The sequence below is a fragment of the Shimazuella alba genome (assembly GCF_009831235.1).
In the GTDB taxonomy this organism is placed as follows: domain Bacteria; phylum Bacillota; class Bacilli; order Thermoactinomycetales; family Thermoactinomycetaceae; genus Shimazuella; species Shimazuella alba.
Genome location: NZ_WUUL01000003.1, coordinates 89,116 through 107,701 on the forward strand (window position 1 = coordinate 89,116; position 18,586 = coordinate 107,701).

The window sequence follows — 18,586 nt, forward strand, 5'->3', positions numbered from 1 at the left end:
TTTATCTCCCCTTGGATTTCTTTTTCAGAAATTGCAGTACTTTTTGCATATCTTTCTTGGAAAGGTCAGCTTCTGGAAAATCCGATGCTGTCATCCCTACATTTTTTTCTTTTCCCATCATCAAACTCTGTAAATAAGAATGGAAATAATTTTTGAGTTGTTCCAAGCTTGTGGTGTAATGTATGTTTTTGCTATACAGCCAAGTGATTTGTAATCTCCCTTGATTCATTACAGCTACCACATCAATCATGTGTGGCCGTACTGCCTCTGGTGCAATACTTTTACCTGTTGATTCTGTTGCGTTTCCATGTATTAGGGCAGCCTGATCGGTTTGCTCGTTTGAACGGAATTGTCCTAAATAATTGAAACTGATTGGTGCATGTACTGCTGGCAGAGGATTGGTGTGTAGATGTTGCAACAATCCATAACTAATCCCCTGTTTACTTCGTTCACGGAGTGTTTCTTTTACCACTTGCAGGACTTCACTCACGCTTGATGATTTTGGTTTAAACATCACAGGGTAAAGGGAGGTAAACCAACCCACTGTTCGAGATAAATCAATACCTTCTTGCTCATCTCGTCCATGTCCTTCCATATGGATCGTATGCACAGCATCCCCTGTCCATTGTTGTAAGGACTGAGTCAAAGCTGTTAAGAGAATTTCTTCCACTGTTGCATGTGTCCGCCTAGTAGTATCCGTCAATAGTTGGTCTGTTTCCTGAGAAGTTAGAAGCAACTGTACTTGATCCACAGATTCTTCCGAATTGAGACCAAGTTTATCTTGTGGCAATGTCGTGCGTTTTACTTGTTGCCATTGATCCCGCTGACTCTCTATTTCAGCTGTCATTGCTCTTGCCTGCAAATGTTCTGCCCATTGGCGATACGAACTCGTTTTTGCAGGTAACGTGATTGGTTTCCCGGTGGCCACTTGGCTATAAATTGTCTCGATATCTTCGAGCACAATCCGCCAAGATACGCCATCCATGACAAGGTGATGGGCGATGAGCAATAGTCTTCCTTCTTCTTTGGAGCATGGAAACCATATCGCACGGAATACCGGCCCCTCTGTCAAATGCAAACTCGCTTGGGCTTCGTTTGCTTTTTGTTCCAATACTTCTGCTTTCTTTTCCTCATGACGAAGATCTACTACTTCCAACTGGACATAACCTTCTGCCTGGTAGGACTGGGTCCATCCGGTCTCGGTTTGTTCCCATCGCATCCGCAGCGCATCATGATGAGCAATCAGCTCTTGGATCGTCTGCTGCAGCCATGCTTCCTTCGCTTTCCCGATCTGTAGCAGCATACTTTGGTTGAAATGATGGGGATGCTTGGTTTGTTCGAGGAACCACTTTTGAATCGGCAGCAAGGGGACTTCGCCCACTAACGTTCCCTGTTCTCCTGCTATGGCTTCTTCGTTCTCTGCTACGCTCGCCAATGCGGCAATCGTCTGGTGGGCAAACAGTTGTTTTGGCTTTAACACCATTCCTTTTTCTCGAGCCCGCGACACCACTTGGATACTAAGAATCGAGTCTCCTCCCAATTGAAAGAAGTTATCGTGAATTCCAATCGGCGATTTGCCTAGTACCTCTTCCCAAATGGCGATCAAGATCGCTTCTTGTTCTGTTTCTGCTGCGGTATAGTCTTGTTCATTGGTCTCGATGGGCTCCGGTAAGGCGTTGCGATCGATCTTCCCATTAGCAGTCAGGGGGAAGTGCTCCATCGGGTGAAAGATGGATGGAACCATATAGGCAGGCAGTTTGCTGGATAGCCAGGTTTTCCATGATGCCGGCTCTCCCTCTCCTTGCACATAGGCAACAAGTCTTCCTGTATGAGCAACCACTACTGCTTGTTCCACCTTTGGATGCGACTGCAACTGGCCTTCAATCTCTCCCAGCTCCACTCGAAATCCTCGAATGCTTACCTGGGTATCTTTGCGTCCCACAAAATGCAGTTCTCCTGTGCTATCCCAGTGGACGATGTCTCCTGTCCGGTATAACCGTCCCCAGTTCGGATGGTCGAGAAAACGCTCTTGGGTCCAGTCTGGACGACCATGGTATCCTTGCGCCACTCCCCTTCCTCCTATGTACAATTCTCCTGGAATGCCGACAGGGAGCATTTGACCATGGGCATCCAATACATAGCAGGTCACTCCGCAAATGGGACGACCAATGGTGGGCAAACGGCTCGATCCTGCTGGTACTTCTCCTGCTGTCGCTACGACGGTATTTTCGGTTGGACCATAGTGATTGATGACCGTTACAGGAAATCCTGCAGGCGCAGATGTGCGCAGCTGATCTCCACCAGTGAGCAACCATTTTAAGGCGAGCTCATCGGGCCACTCCAAAGACAAGAGCTGTTCCAACAAGGGTGTAGGGACAAAACTCACGGTAATCTCGTTTTCGAGCAACCAATCTCGCAGTCCCACTGGGTCCAAACGCAGCTCTTCGGTGGGCAGGTACAACGAGGCTCCCGACGCCAGTGTAGGCCAGATTTCCCATACCGAAGCATCAAAGGCGACTCCTGCGATCCATGTCCCTCGATCGGTTCCACGCAAGTACGTACTCCGATGCCAGTGGATTAAGTGAGACAACGATGCATGCGATACGGCTACTCCTTTGGGTTGCCCCGTAGAACCAGACGTATAGATCAAGTAGGCGGTGTCCGTTGGTGTAATGGCGGTCTTCAACGGAGTGGCCGGCTCTTCCATCCAATCCACATACCCGGTATCCAAGCTGATGATTTGCGATGCTGGCATATCGATATACGATTGATAGGAGCTCTCGACCAAAACAAATTGTGCCCATGCATCTCGCATCAAATATTGAATCCGGTCGATGGGATAATGCGGATCGATCGGCAAATACGTCGCTCCGGTTTGTAAAATCGCCAGCATTCCTACCAGCATCGAAGGGCTTCGATCGCTGCACAAGGCCACTACTTTTCCGGGTTGTGCTCCTCGCTTTTGCAAATAATGCGCCAACTGCGTCGCTTCGTGCCACCACTGCTCGTACGTATACGCTTCGTTTTCCGTCACAATCGCAAGGGCATCTGGAGTGGCTCGAACCACTTGTGCGATTTGCTCGACGACCGATACAAAAGGAAGTGCTTCTCCTACCTCGTTCCACGTTTGTTGTTCCTGTATTTCCGCATCCGTGAGCAAGGTTGCTTGTGGGATCAGCTGCTCTGGATGTTCCACAAGCTGCTTCATCAACTGTTCCAAATGTCCTGCCATACGGGCAATGGTTGCTTCTTCCCACAAATCGGTGTTGTAAGAGAAGGTCGCTTCTATCCCGTTTTCCAACTGTGTCAGGTGCAACGTCAGGTCAAATTTCGCGGTGGTCTGGGGCAATTCCACTTCTTGGATCGCTAATCCTTCGACTCGTGGAGCTTGCCAGGTTTCATTTTCTACTGAAAACATCACTTGGAACAAAGGCGAATGGCTGAGGTGGCGGTCTGGCGCTACTTCTTCTACCACTCGTTCAAAGGGAACGGTCGCATGGGCAAACGCATCCACCGCTACTCGCTTCACCCGCTGGAGCAGTTCGTTCCATGTCAGTTCTCCGCTCAAGTCGGTTCGGAACACCAAGGTATTGACAAAAAAACCAATGAGCTGTTCCAACTCCACATGGGATCGACCTGCGATCGGACTGCCGATGGCAATATCCGTTGCCCCCGTATAACGGGACAAGAGGGCCTGAAAGACGGCTAAACCTGTCATATAAAACGTGGTTCCATGCTGCTCGCATACCTCTGCGAGCCCCTCTTGCAAGGACGCTGGGAGCGTGACTGCATGCGTTGCTCCAGCAAAGGTTTGTTCCTTTCTCCGTGGATGATCCGTGGGGAGATCGAGAATCGGCAGATCTGCTAACTGCTCTTTCCAATAGGCAAGCTCTTGCTGCATCTCTTCTGTTTCCATCCATGCCTGCTCCTGCCATGCATAGTCCGCATACTGGATCGGTAATTCTGCCTGAATAAATTCTCCCTGCTGACAAATAGCTGTATAACCTGCCCACAATTCTTGCAGAAGTTGTTGAATCGACCATCCATCCGCAATGATGTGATGAAGATTGAGATACAAAATCGATACGTTCTGTTCTACCTGATAAAGGTATGCTCGATAGAGTCTATCTCGAATCAAATCAAATGGTGTTTTTAGATCTTCATGCATCCTCGTTACTGCATCTTCCATCGAGCAATCTTGAACCACTAGTGATTCACCAAATGTTCGGATTGCTTGATATACTTTTCCATGTTCTTGATAGAAAATAGTGCGCAAAGATTCATGTCGATGAACGATAGAGTGAAAGGCTGCTTCCAATGCTGAGACGTTTAGTTCTCCAGTCAACTTGATCGCTAACGGAATATGATAGGCAACACTATCAGGTTGTAGCTGATGAAAAATCCATAGCCTCTCTTGTGCCGAAGATAACGGAATCTTCTTAGGCCGATCTTCTTTTTGAAACTGCAACGATGATTCGGTATCTTTTGCATTTGCTAACATTCCGGCAATCGTTGGCGTCTCAAAAAGTTGTCTGAGCCTAATAGGTTGATGTAAAACTTGATTCATACGAGCAATCACTTTAGCTGCTAGTAATGAATGTCCACCCAATTGAAAGAAATTGTCAGATAGACCAACAGTCACTCCTAATACTTCCTCCCAAATGGATACGATTAATTTTTCCTCTTTTGTTTGTGGAGCAACGAATCTTTTTGTTTGTGAAAACTCTACTTTTTGTAGTTTGCTACGATCTATTTTTCCATTAGCTGATATTGGAATAGCATCTAACAAGACATAGTATGTAGGAACCATGTAACTTGGCAGCTTTGTATGCAACTGATCTTGCCAGCTAGACACCAGAGAGTCATCAAGTACTTTTGGGACTATATAAGCAATCAATTGCCCATTTTGCTCCATCACAATAGCTTCCGAAACAGAATCAAGTTGTCGAAGTCCTGCCTCAATCTCACCTAGTTCAATGCGAAGTCCACGAATTTTTACTTGTCTGTCCCTACGACCCAGAAAATGTAGATTGCCATCTGCCAATCGCTTCACGATGTCCCCTGTTTGGTATAGGCGACCAAATATCGGATGATGAATAAACTTTTCTGTCGTTAACGCTTCCTGATTGTAATATCCGATTGCCAGTCCAGCCCCACCAACATACAATTCTCCAGCCACGCCGATCGGTACTTGATTTCCATATTTATCAAGAATGTATACAGTGACATGATCAATTGGTTTCCCAATAGGCGGCGTCGTTTGTTGTGTACTCGGCTTCAACTCTATTGCAGTCGAAACAACTGTGTTCTCCGTCGGTCCATAATGATTAACGACACGTACTGGAAAATCGTTTGGTGGATAAATCCGCAGTGCGTCTCCACCAGTCAGCAAGTACCTTAACGAGACTTGACTCGGCCAATCCAATTCCAGCAAACTCTCTAATAATGGAGTCGGAAGAAAACTCACTGATATTCTTTGCTGGATGAGAAATGCTTGCAGCTTCTGTGCATCTAGTTTTGTTTCCTCAGATGGAATAACCAGAGTTCCACCACTAGCCAAAGTAGGCCAAATTTCCCAAACAGATGCGTCAAAAGCCGGCCCCGAAATCAATGTCGTCCGATCCAACGGGGTTAAGGTGTATGCTTTACAGTGCCACTGCACTAAGTGAAGCAAGGATTCATGTGAAATCATTACGCCTTTTGGCAAACCTGTAGAACCAGAAGTATAGATCATATAGGCTACATCCGTAATTGGCGTGATCCCTTCTATTTCATCCACAGGCATAAGGTCTAATTCGCTTTGAATCTGATCCAAGTAGTAGACTTGTGTTGTTAATTTATGATTTTGACTGGAATGTGAGATTATAAGGCTCAACTGTGCATCCTCGATTAGATACTGAACTCTCGCTTCTGGATAAGCGGGATCAACCGGTACATAACTAGCTCCTAATTTTAAGATAGCAAGGGCCGATATGATCAAATCACAAGATCTTTCGAGGCAGATTCCAACAAAATCTCCTGTCATCACTCCCTGTTTGCGTAAGAATTGTGCTACTTGATTGGCTTTTTGGTTTAGTTCTCTATAAGTGATGGACACATGCTCTTCTTCCAAAGCAATCGCCATAGGAGTGGAAATCGCTTGAAACATAATTCGTTCCTGAATAGATAGAGAAGACTCTAATCGAGCAGAAGCAATTTTTTCTGTTGATTTGTATTCATCACTTGGCGTAAGAAATTGTACTTCACCGATTTTCAGATCAGGATTTTCGATCAATTCATGTGCTAGTTGTGAAAAGTGTGCAAAAAGACGTTCTATTGTCTCTGGCATAAATAAATCTGTATTATATTCACAAACAAGCTCTGCTCCTGAACTGCTTTCTCCAATTGATAAAGTCATATCATACTTGCTTGTAGTAATTGGCAATGCTTTTACAGCAAATCCTGACTGATTGGATTTCATTTCTTCTTGTAATGTGAACATCACCTGAAACAAAGGAGAATGATCCATACTTCGTTCTGGATCTACTTCTTCTACCACCTTTTCAAATGGTATGGATTGATGTTGATAAGCGTCGAGTGCTGTTCGACGGATTTTCTGGACAAAAGAGCGGAATGATGGGTTTCCTGTTAAGTCCCCTCTCATAACAAGCGTATTGACAAAAAATCCAATCATCTTCTCGGTTTCCAGCTGTTCTCGATTTGCCACTGGTGTACCTACCGCAATATCATCTTGTCCGCTGTAACGATGTAATAACACTTGAAACATAGCTAAGAGAGTCATAAAAAGCGTAGCATTAGATTGTTTTGCTAATGCTTTTATCCCATTCCAAATATCTATCTCCCAAGTGATAGCAATTGCAGCACCCCGGGAAGTTTGCACTTTTGGCCTAGGAAAATCAGTAGGCAATGCTAAAGGTGACAAATCTGCTAGCTGCTCTTTCCAATAACTTGCATCAAAAAGTTGTGTTTCTTGCCAAGCTGCATAATCAGCATACTGAAGTGCTTTGCTCTTTTTCCGCTGCCAATTTCCAGAAATCTTTGCCTGGTAAATAGAGCACAATTGATCGAAGAATAAATGAAATGACAAACCATCCGTAATAATATGGTGCATCACAATCCAGCATTGTTTGAGATCTTTTGTCACCATTACTCGCCATAATGGCCCAACAGAAAGGTCGAACGGTTGTTTTACTTTCCAAAAAAGTTGTTCCTCATCTTCTTCCACATAAAGCGGAACCGTTATTTCCTCGGAAATAACTCGTATTGGAATCCCATCTTCTTTCTTTCTATAGCTAGTTCGTAATATCTCATGTTGGATCATCATTTGCTCTAGACCAAACTTCCAAGCTGATAAATCTAGTTCTTCCTCACTTTCAAATGCAACAGGAATGTTGTAGACCTCTTTGTTATCAAGTAATTGATCCATCAACCACAATCTTTTTTCCGCATATGAAAGAGGCATGGATGCTGTTCGATCTCTAATTGGTATACTCTGTTCTGCTTTTGTTACTGGGATCTGTGTCGCCATGGAGCGCACTGTTGGATTCTCAAACACAACCTGTAATGGGAGTTTTGCTTGGAATATCTTGTTGATCTGTGAAATCGCCCTTGTCACTAGGAGAGAATGAGCACCCAATAGAAAAACATTATCAGTAGCACCCATTTGTTCAACATCTAGGATACTAGACCAAATTTCACATAGCTTCTTTTCCACGTCTCCCTGAGGAGGTTGATACTCATCTGTTACATTTGGTTTAGGTAGCGCTGATCGATCCAATTTTCCGTTTGCAGTAAGAGGTAAGCTTTCTAGGTTTACAAATAGATCGGGAACCATATATACAGGCAAATGCTGTAATAAAAATGTTTTCCATTCTGACTTCTCTTCCTGATCAGAAACAACATATGCAACCAATTGTTTCCTATTATCGTGATCCATTGCAATGACTACTGCATCTTTAATAGTTGGATAAGAAGTGAGCACAGCTTCTATTTCTCCAAGTTCCAAGCGATAGCCGTTGATTTTTACTTGTGCGTCATTCCTGCCAACAAAAGAAAGTGTTCCATCATCTAGCCATTTGACCATATCTCCTGTTTGATAGATTCGACCAAACGTTGGATGGTGAACAAATCGTTCAGCTGTGGTTTGTGGTTGATTCCAGTATTCTTTGGCTAAACCTGAACCCCCAATCCAAAGCTCTCCTACAACTCCTATTGGTACAAGTCGCTGTAAAGAGTCTAAAACATATACCTTTCTTCCAGGTATCGGACGTCCGATTGGAGGCAAGTACGGCTTATGTTGATCCAGTAAAATAGCAGTCGTCACAACAGTACTTTCTGTAGGTCCATAATGGTTAACCACTTTTGCCGGAAAACTTGCTGCTGGATAACGACGAAGCCTGTCTCCACCTGTCCAAATGGTATGAAGTTTGCTATTTTCGATCCAGTCTAGTTCCATTAATTGTTCCAGTAGAGGGGTAGGGACAAAACATTGTGTAATTTCTTTTGCCAGCAACCACTCTTGTAACTCTTCAGCCGCTTGACGGATAGAATCTGCTGGAATGTAAATAGTTGATCCAGCTGCTAATGCAGACCATATCTCCCAAACTGATGCATCAAACGCTACTCCTGCAATCATCGAAGTATGGTCAGCTGTTCCTAACTTGTATGCAGAAGTATGCCAATGAATCAACTCACTGAGAGAACCATGCTTGATTGCTACCCCTTTTGGCAAACCTGTAGACCCAGAAGTATAAATGAGGTAAGCCACTTGATCTGCTGAAATCAAAATTTCAGGAGAATTGGTAGAAAAGTCCCTCCATTTGTGATCATCTAAACCGATTACTATCTTTTTGTCTAGCTTGATAAGATGGAATTCTTCTGCACATTGCTTACTTGTAATCGTTGTGGCTACATTTGCATCTTGGATTTGATATTGAATCCGATCGATTGGATTATCAGGATCAAGCGGAACATAGGCTGCTCCTGTTTTTAAAACTGCAAGTTGAGCTACTACCATGGAAATGGAGCGTTCCATAAATATGGCAACCCGAGAATTACAACCAATCCCCTGTTCTATCAAATAGTGAGCCAACTTGTTAGCACTCTCTTCTACCATCTGGTAGCTGATCTGAGTATTCTCTTCTACCATCGCCAATTGATTAGCTACTTTTTCTGCTTGTTGCTGCACCATCTTGTCTATCGAAACAAAAGTTGATACAGATGTATCTTCTCCCGCCCATAATTGTAATAATCTCTGTTCTTGTGTACTGTGAAAAGTTAGTTCCCTTAGGGTTTGATTTTGATTGGTAATCAATTGATCCAACAAAGATGCAAAACAACTTTGTAACTGCTCAATTACAGCAGTGGAAAAACGATCTTTGTGGTACATCCATTTAAAATGCAACTGTTCTCCAGGTGCCGCTACTAATGTTAATGGGTAATGGACTTCCTCTTTTCCATGGGTGAATCGCATTGACAACGTCGTTTCTTTTGCTTGCTCACTTGCTGGGTAATTTTCAAACACAAACAAGTAATCAAACAAATTCTCATTTGACTTCATATCACTCCACTGTTGAATCTCTACTAATGAACAATATTCAAATTGTCTCATATTTTGAAATGATTTTTGCAGGTTACTCAACCAGTTCCGCACAGATACATCCGCCTGCATTCGCACTCTCACAGGCAATGTGTTGATCATCATGCCAACCATCGTTTCTACACCGCGCAATTCCGCAGGTCTCCCAGAAACAGTTGTTCCATAAACTAGATCGGTTTCCCCACTAAATGCTTGGAGAAGTAAAGACCATGTTCCTTGTAACAAAGTATGCAGAGTAATATGCTGATCACGACAAAATGCTGTTAAATCAGCCGTTTTTTCTTTAGAAAAAGAAAGATAGGCTTCAACTGATTTTCGTTTGCTGCTCATTTTGGGATTCATAACACTCAGTTGAACAGGTGACTCATATTCTGCCAATTGCTGCTGCCAATACTGCTTTGCTTCTTCTCTGTCTTGTCTTGCAATCCAATTCATATAATCAGCAAATGGACGAACAGCGGGAAGCGTAACAGGCAAGTTTGCCATCATAGCCTCGTATGTTGCCATCAATTCATTTAAAAGCAACGGCATGCTCCAACCATCTATTAGCAAATGATGATAACTCCAAATCACTTGATAAGAATCATCTGTCAATCGGATGAAATGCACCCGTGATAACGCATCACTTTTCACATCGAATCCTTGTGCTCTATCTTGTTGCAAATATGCTTCTAATAGATCTGCTTGATCAGATTTTGCTAAATGTCGCCAATCAACACCAGAGCAATGCAAGTGTCCATGACGATGAACCAACTGATGAGGAGTTGACAAACCCTCCCATAGGAAAGTAGTACGTAAAACCGCATTTCGATCTATCACTGCTTGCCACGCTTTTTGGTAAGTAGAAAGATCCAGTTCACCCTCTAAAATAAATCCGATTTGCACGACATATTCATTTACTTCATGCTGATACAGAGAATGAAAAAGCATACCATTTTGCAAAGGAGATAATGGATAAACAGCTTCTAATTCTTTCCCATTGATCTCGGATAACTCATATTTTTGCAAGTCAGCAAGCGGAAAATCCGTTAATGAGTACTTTTTTATTTTTGCTGTTTGTAATGCTTGTAGACTATCACTGTATTGTTGAAGGAAGTGGTGCATGGTTGTATCATGAAATATTGCCTTACTGTACAACATTGTTATGTGCATTTTGTCTTCCATCACAACCGCTACCACATCAATCAGATGCGGACGAACAGCTTCTTTTGCACTTGCATTCCCTGTTCTCTCATCTGATATTCTTTGAATAAGCTGAGCTTGTTCATTCTTTTGTATAGAAAAAAATTGACCCAAGTAATTAAAACTTATGGGTGCTGTTGGTTCTTGCAACGGTGTTGGATGGAGATGTCGAAGCAAGCCATAGCTGAGTGATCGTTTACTTGCTTCCCTTAGCATATCTTTGGTATCTTGTAGAACTTCTTCCGTATCAAAAGATTTTCCTTTTAGTACAACAGGGTACAAAGAGGTGAACCAACCCACTGTCCGAGATAAATCAATACCAGCTTGTTCCTCTCTTCCATGTCCTTCCATGTGAATCACATGTGCTTGCTCTCCTGTCCACTTATGCAAAGATTGGGAGAGGGCAGTCAATAAAATCTCTTCTACAGAAGCATAAGTGTTTTGCGTTGTCTGGGTTATTAGTTGTTTTGTCTCTGCTGAAGATAAGATGAGTTGTACTTGTTCAACAGATGCTTCTGTATTTTCTCCAGATTTGTCTAATGGCAAAGAGGAGCCTTGTATTTTCTCCCAATTGAATCGTTGACTCTCTATTTCAGCTGTCATTGCTCTTGCCTGCAAATGTTCTGCCCATTGGCGATACGAACTCGTTTTTGCAGGTAACGTGATTGGTTTCCCGGTGACCACTTGGCTATAAATTGTCTCGATATCTTCGAGCACAATCCGCCAAGATACGCCATCCATGACAAGGTGATGGGCGATGAGCAATAGTCTTCCTTCTTCTTTGGACCATGGAAACCATATCGCACGGAATACCGGCCCCTCTGTCAAATGCAAACTCGCTTGGGCTTCGTTTGCTTTTTGTTCCAATACTTCTGCTTTCTTTTCCTCATGACGAAGATCTACTACTTCCAACTGGACATAACCTTCTGCTTGGTAGGACTGGGTCCATCCGGTCTCGGTTTGTTCCCATCGCATCCGCAGCGCATCATGATGAGCAATCAGCTCTTGGATCGTCTGCTGCAGCCATGCTTCCTTCGCTTTCCCGATCTGTAGCAGCATACTTTGGTTGAAATGATGGGGATGCTTGGTTTGTTCGAGGAACCACTTTTGAATCGGCAGCAAGGGGACTTCGCCCACTAACGTTCCCTGTTCTCCTGCTATGGCTTCTTCGTTCTCTGCTACGCTCGCCAATGCGGCAATCGTCTGGTGGGCAAACAGTTGTTTTGGCTTTAACACCATTCCTTTTTCTCGAGCCCGCGACACCACTTGGATACTAAGAATCGAGTCTCCTCCCAATTGAAAGAAGTTATCGTGAATTCCAATCGGCGATTTGCCTAGTACCTCTTCCCAAATGGCGATCAAGATCGCTTCTTGTTCTGTTTCTGCTGCGGTATAGTCTTGTTCATTGGTCTCGATGGGCTCCGGTAAGGCGTTGCGATCGATCTTCCCATTAGCAGTCAGGGGGAAGTGCTCCATCGGGTGAAAGATGGATGGAACCATATAGGCAGGCAGTTTGCTGGATAGCCAGGTTTTCCATGATGCCGGCTCTCCCTCTCCTTGCACATAGGCAACAAGTCTTCCTGTATGAGCAACCACTACTGCTTGTTCCACCTTTGGATGCGACTGCAACTGGCCTTCAATCTCTCCCAGCTCCACTCGAAATCCTCGAATGCTTACCTGGGTATCTTTGCGTCCCACAAAATGCAGTTCTCCTGTGCTATCCCAGTGGACGATGTCTCCTGTCCGGTATAACCGTCCCCAGTTCGGATGGTCGAGAAAACGCTCTTGGGTCCAGTCTGGACGACCATGGTATCCTTGCGCCACTCCCCTTCCTCCTATGTACAATTCTCCTGGAATGCCGACAGGGAGCATTTGACCATGGGCATCCAATACATAGCAGGTCACTCCGCAAATGGGACGACCAATGGTGGGCAAACGGCTCGATCCTGCTGGTACTTCTCCTGCTGTCGCTACGACGGTATTTTCGGTTGGACCATAGTGATTGATGACCGTTACAGGAAATCCTGCAGGCGCAGATGTGCGCAGCTGATCTCCACCAGTGAGCAACCATTTTAAGGCGAGCTCATCGGGCCACTCCAAAGACAAGAGCTGTTCCAACAAGGGTGTAGGGACAAAACTCACGGTAATCTCGTTTTCGAGCAACCAATCTCGCAGTCCCACTGGGTCCAAACGCAGCTCTTCGGTGGGCAGGTACAACGAGGCTCCCGACGCCAGTGTAGGCCAGATTTCCCATACCGAAGCATCAAAGGCGACTCCTGCGATCCATGTCCCTCGATCGGTTCCACGCAAGTACGTACTCCGATGCCAGTGGATTAAGTGAGACAACGATGCATGCGATACGGCTACTCCTTTGGGTTGCCCCGTAGAACCAGACGTATAGATCAAGTAGGCGGTGTCCGTTGGTGTAATGGCGGTCTTCAACGGAGTGGCCGGCTCTTCCATCCAATCCACATACCCGGTATCCAAGCTGATGATTTGCGATGCTGGCATATCGATATACGATTGATAGGAGCTCTCGACCAAAACAAATTGTGCCCATGCATCTCGCATCAAATATTGAATCCGGTCGATGGGATAATGCGGATCGATCGGCAAATACGTCGCTCCGGTTTGTAAAATCGCCAGCATTCCTACCAGCATCGAAGGGCTTCGATCGCTGCACAAGGCCACTACTTTTCCGGGTTGTGCTCCTCGCTTTTGCAAATAATGCGCCAACTGCGTCGCTTCGTGCCACCACTGCTCGTACGTATACGCTTCGTTTTCCGTCACAATCGCAAGGGCATCTGGAGTGGCTCGAACCACTTGTGCGATTTGCTCGACGACCGATACAAAAGGAAGTGCTTCTCCTACCTCGTTCCACGTTTGTTGTTCCTGTATTTCCGCATCCGTGAGCAAGGTTGCTTGTGGGATCAGCTGCTCTGGATGTTCCACAAGCTGCTTCATCAACTGTTCCAAATGTCCTGCCATACGGGCAATGGTTGCTTCTTCCCACAAATCGGTGTTGTAAGAGAAGGTCGCTTCTATCCCGTTTTCCAACTGTGTCAGGTGCAACGTCAGGTCAAATTTAGCGGTGATCTGGGGCAATTCCACTTCTTGGATCGCTAATCCTTCGACTCGTGGTGCTTGCCAGGTTTCATTTTCTACTAAAAACATCACTTGGAACAAAGGCGAATGGCTGAGGTGGCGGTCTGGCGCTACTTCTTCTACCACTCGTTCAAAGGGAACGGTCGCATGGGCAAACGCATCCACCGCTACTCGCTTCACCCGCTGGAGCAGTTCGTTCCATGTCAGTTCTCCACTCAAGTCGGTTCGGAACACCAAGGTATTGACAAAAAAACCAACGAGCTGTTCCAATTCCAAATGGGATCGACCTGCGATCGGACTGCCGATGGCAATATCCGTTGCCCCCGTATAACGGGACAAGAGGGCCTGAAAGACGGCTAAACCCGTCATATAAAACGTGGTTCCATGCTGCTCGCATACCTCTGCGAGCCCCTCTTGCAAGGACGCTGGGAGCGTGACTGTATACGTTGCTCCAGCAAAGGTTTGTTCCTTTCTCCGTGGATGATCCGTGGGAAGATCGAGAATCGGCAGATCTGCTAACTGCTCTTTCCAATAGGCAAGCTCTTGCTGCATCTCTTCTGTTTCCATCCATGCCTGCTCCTGCCATGCATAGTCCGCATACTGGATCGGTAATTTTGGAAGCTTTTTTCCTTGATAAAGCTTAAAAAATTCATCTATTAAAATCGAAAGAGAAGCCCCATCTCCAACAATATGATGCATGTGAAAAAGCAGATACCATTTCTCATCTGTCATCTGATAAGCACATAATATTGCCAGAGGACCAGTAGACAAATCAAATGGTTTGGCCGTCATTTGACTAATCTGCTTCCTTGCTTCTATTTCTGGATTACTTACAAGACGCAAGTCTTCATACTGAAAACAATCATTTGAAGGTTCGGTTATTTGTTGCAATAATTGCCCCTCTTCGAAATAAAAAGCTGTACGCATTCCAGTATGTCTTTCTAGCAATTCTAAATAACTCTGCTTCAATTGAGTCTGTTCCAAAGATCCTTTTATTTCCACAACTATTGGCATATGATATAAAGTTTTCTCAGAAGTATACTGATCAAAAAACCATAATCGCTTTTGTCCAAATGAAGCAGGTATCTTATTCGTTTTTTCTACTTGAATAGAGAAGAGACTTTGATTCTTCTGACTTTGCTTTACATATAAAGCCAAACCCGCAATCGTTGGCGCCGCAAATAATGATTGCAGAGGCAAAGAAACTCCACTTACTTTATGAATTCGTGCAATAATTTGTGTTGCAAGTAAAGAATGCCCACCGATCGAGAAGAAATTATCATGCAACCCAAATTGGCTGTGACCAAGTACATCGGACCATATGGAATAAAGCTTTCTCTCTTCTTTCGTCACTGGTTCCGCATATACTTGTTCTATCGTTTCTTGTGTTATCTCAAAGGAATCCAACTTTCTGCGATCTACCTTCCCATTTGATGTCAGTGGAAATGAAGATAACTCTACAAAAATACTTGGAATCATATAGCTAGGAAGCTTCCCTTCTAACCATAACTTCCAATTTGCTGTCTTATCTGTTTTTAAGTAAGCAACTAATTGCTTTCCTCCCTGCTTCCCTTCTTTTGCCAGAACCACTGCATCACTTACATCTGAATGCGTCGCAATAACCGCTTCGATTTCTCCAAGCTCGACGCGAAATCCACGTATTTTTACTTGATAATCCAATCGTCCAATAAATTGGACCATACCATCTGAAGAATAGCGAACGAGATCACCAGAACGATATAATCTACCTTTATCAGGAATCGTTACAAACTTCTCCTTTGTCAAATCAGGTCGATTTGCATAACCTAGCGCTAAACCATCTCCTCCTATGTACAACTCACCTGGTACTCCTTGTGGAACCTCATTACCATGTTCATCCAAGATATACACATAAGTTCCCGTTATAGGCGATCCAATAGGTACACTCGTATTTCCATTCCAGTCAGCTGGTATGGCATAACAGCACGTAAAGGTTGTATTCTCGGTTGGACCATAGCCATTGATTACTGTTGGACCATTTAAAGCCAATACTCGTTTCACATGCGTAGCCGATACAACATCTCCACCAGTTAACAAGTAACGTAAACCCTTCAAGGAATCGAGATGTTCATCGACCATGAATTGGAATAATCCGGCTGTTAACCAAAGTGTAGTTACTTGATTTTCTCTAATCGCATCACTTATTTCTTCTAATGTTGGTATAGCTGGTGGCATAATGACCAATTTTGCACCATTTAAAAATGCTCCCCAAATTTCCAATGTAGCAGCATCAAATGCAATAGGCGCCATCTGAAGAAAAATATCAGAATGATCTATATCGATGTAATTTGGTTTTTGGACGAGACGAACAATTCCTCTGGCTGTAATTTCGACTCCTTTTGGATGACCTGTTGATCCAGAAGTATACATGATGTAAGTAAGTGAATCTATGGTTACAGGCGACATGAAATTATTTGTTTTGAATCCTTGCAACTCTATCTGCTCCCAGAATTTACAAGGAAATAGCTCTTGCTCAAATCGATCAGCAAACTTGGACGAAGTTAATACAATTGATAGGCCAGCATCTTGAATCTGATAGATGAGACGTTCGGTAGGAGTATTCACATCAAATGGAACATAAACAGCACCTAATTTAACCGTTCCAAGAATACTGATATAAAGTTCCATTGATCTCTCTAAGCAAATACCTACCTTGTCCCCTAATCGTATCCCTTGAGAAGCTAAAAAACGCGCCATTTGATTGGCTTTATCGTTTAACTCTTGATAAGTACAAGTCTGTTTTTCAAATTGAATAGCTATGGCATCTGGATATTGTGCCACCTGCTCTTCAAAGATGGTAGAAAGATTTTGTAGGGAATACAACTTCTCTGTATGGTTCAATTCCAACCAATTTTCTCTTTCTGTTGTGGTTACCATATTTACTTCGTCTATACGAATTGTTTGATCCGTTGATAGGCTCCTAAACAACATCTCTAATTGCTCAAGCATGCGATGAATCGTACTAGCTTCAAACAGATCTGTGTTGTATTCCAAAATAGCAACTAATTCTTCCTTACGTTCTACCATTGTTAATGTGAGATCAAATTTAGCAATCGTTTGTGGTAATATGATTGGTTCTAATTGTAAAGAGGAGTCTGTAGAACACTCCAAATCCATGTTCTGTAAAACAAACATCGCCTGAAACAAGGGAGATGTAGACAACTGTCTATCCGGCAATACTGCTTCTACTACTTTATCAAATGGGATCTGCTGGTGAGAGAATGCATCGAGTACCGTCTCCTTCACTCGTTTGATGAGCTCGTTCCAAGTAGGATTTCCAGATAAGTCTGTTCGTAGGACGATCGTATTGACAAAATAACCAATAACCTTCTCCCACTCTGATTGAAAACGTCCTGCAACTGGACTTCCAACAACGACATCCTTTCCACCACTATACCGTGATAAAAGCAACTGAAATACTGAGAGCAATATCATATATAAACTCGACCCTGTCGTTTGTGCAACTCGTTGAAGTTGTGTTACTAAGTTGGCAGGGAACGTCACAGTAACAGCAGACCCTCGATATGATTCTATCGCTGTCCGAGGAAAATCTGTAGCTAACTGGGTAGTTGGAAGATCAGATAATTTTTCCTTCCAGTAAGATAGTTGTACCTTTTCCTTTTCCCAATCGATTGCTTGTTCTTGGACTGCATAGTCAAGATAATCTTGTTTTAATTCAAGTAAATGATCCCCATCATATAAAGCAAACAAATCTCTCACCAATACACCAAGTGACCACCCGTCCATCACCAGATGATGGGCAAGAATAAGTAATCTCAGATCATTTTCTAGTCGATATAAAAAAACTCGAAATAAAGGCCCTTGTATAAGATCAAATGGTTTTTTTATTTCTTTGGCAATAAGCATGTCAACTAGTTCTTCTGGATGATCTTGATTTTGTAGATCTTCATAGGAAAACCAGTTTTCCAATTGTGGATGGATTTGCTGTACAGGGATTCCATCTTCATTTGCGTGAAAAGCAGCTCGCAAGATAACATGTCTTTGAAGTAACATCTCAAAAGAATGTTTTAATTTTTCAACATGGATATCTCCAACTAATCGGTAAGCAGCTGGAACAGAGTAAACGGTGGTTCCTGAAACAAGTTGTTCCCAAAACCAAAGTCTTTGTTGGGAAGAAGATAAAACAACTGGTTTTTGTTTATCTACAATCATCTGTTCCGTTGAGATTTCTTTTAACTGAGAATCAATGTATTCTGCTACTTCCATCAAAGGAGTATCAAGTGCAAAATCAATCAAAAGCTCCACTTCAAATGTTTGATTTACATGATCTACCATCTCAGAAACAAGATGTTCTTCTACAAACGTTTCATCTGTACTGGTGTAACTTTTATTACCCCATATTTCCCATATTTCTGCTATTAGTTCTTCTGTAGTTGTACTTGGAGCAATAGGAAAAGAAGTTACCTTCGCTTCTTCAAGCGAAGGAACTTCTACAAAAATTGTAGAGCTTAGGTCGTCTGTTGTATTCTTCTTTAAATATTGACGTAGTTCATATTTTTTAGGGGATTGTACTCCATTTGGAACAAAATAAATGATTTGCTTATTTTGTTCCAGATTTATTTTTACATGGGATACATGAGGATGATTGATTAGAAGCGTTTCTAACTGTCTCCCCTTTATCCCAAGATTCTTTTTATTCAC

1 protein-coding gene is annotated in these 18,586 nt (G+C 43.5%); it reads right to left on the reverse strand.

From position 1 onward, the window contains the following. Nucleotide 1 precedes the first annotated feature (1 nt). On the reverse strand, nucleotides 2-18,586 hold the full coding sequence (locus GSM42_RS05495) for a non-ribosomal peptide synthase/polyketide synthase (protein ID WP_160800558.1): 18,585 nt from the start codon (nucleotides 18,584-18,586) through the stop codon (nucleotides 2-4).